Here is a 1188-nt window from a genome sequence, read left to right on the forward strand (position 1 = left end):
CGAACCTGCTGTTCTACATACCGACCGCCGCGCTGCTCATGTCAATATTCTTACCCTCCGTGCCCAGGTACCTAATAGAGGCCGCAAGAATTGACGACGCCAGCCAGTGGACCATATTCTGGAAGGTCGTGTTCCCGCTGGCGCTGCCGGGCTTCCTCTCAACAGTGATATTTGTGTTCATAATGTCATGGAATAACTTCTTCCTGCCGCTGGTGCTTACGACTACGCCATCAATGAGGATGGTTCCCGTGGAGGAGAGGTTCTTCACCGGAGGCTATGGAACTATCTACAATGAGACCTACGCCGCCGCGGTACTCGCGTCAATAGTTCCGCTGGCCGTGTTCATAGCTTTAGGAAGGTATTTCATACGCGGCCTAGCAGCGCTGGGAGGGGGAGCAAAGGGGGTCTGAGCCATGGCCTCGGTCAGGGTTGAAAACTTAAAGAAGATCTTCAGGAGAGGCAAAATAGAGGTCCGCGCTGTTGACGGAATAACCATAACAATACCTGACGGCCAGGCCTTCGGCGTCCTGGGGCCCAGCGGCCACGGCAAGACCACGTTCCTAAGGCTAATAGCCGGGCTCGAGGTGCCTACTGACGGCACCATTTACTTTGATGACGAGCTGGTCTCAGCCCCTGGAAGAATTGTAGTGGAGCCAGAGCACAGGGGCATAGCAATGGTGTTCCAGCTCTGGGCGCTCTACCCTAACATGACTGTCTACGATAACATAGCGTTTCCGCTCCGTAACGCCAAGGTGCCAAAGAGCGAGATAGACAAGAAGGTCAAGGAGATAGCCGAGGAGCTGGGCCTCACCAAGGTCCTCAACCATTATCCGAGGGAGCTCAGCGGGGGCCAGATGCAGAGGACAGCCATAGCCAGGGCGCTGGTGAAGAACCCCAGGCTGCTCCTAATGGATGAGCCCTTCAGCAACCTGGACGCGGCGGTGAGGGACAGCGCTAGGGCCCTTGTCAGGAAGATACAGAGGGAGAGGAAGTTGACCACTATAATAGTATCTCACGACCCGGCGGACATTTTCTCTATAGCCGAGGTTGCGGGCGTCATAATCAACGGCAGGTTCGCGCAGGTCTCGTCCCCTACCGACATCTATGACAACCCTGCTAACGAGGTGGTAGCTAAGCTTGGAGGCGACATAAACATAGTGAACGTCTCGGTCTCCGGCGGCTTCATCT

At 55.6% G+C, this 1188-nt stretch carries 2 protein-coding genes; both read left to right on the forward strand.

Going from position 1 to position 1188, the window contains the following annotated elements; genetic code table 11:
- A partial coding sequence (locus ACP5H1_RS08430) for an ABC transporter permease subunit (RefSeq protein ID WP_427974075.1) occupies positions 1-410 on the forward strand: 410 nt, incomplete at its 5' end.
- A 3-nt stretch (positions 411-413) separates the two neighbouring features.
- Positions 414-1188: glucose ABC transporter ATP-binding protein GlcV (gene glcV / locus ACP5H1_RS08435; protein WP_427974078.1), on the forward strand; the 775-nt coding region annotated here is incomplete at its 3' end.

It is taken from the genome of Acidilobus sp. (assembly GCF_049973875.1).
GTDB lineage: Archaea > Thermoproteota > Thermoprotei_A > Sulfolobales > Acidilobaceae > Acidilobus.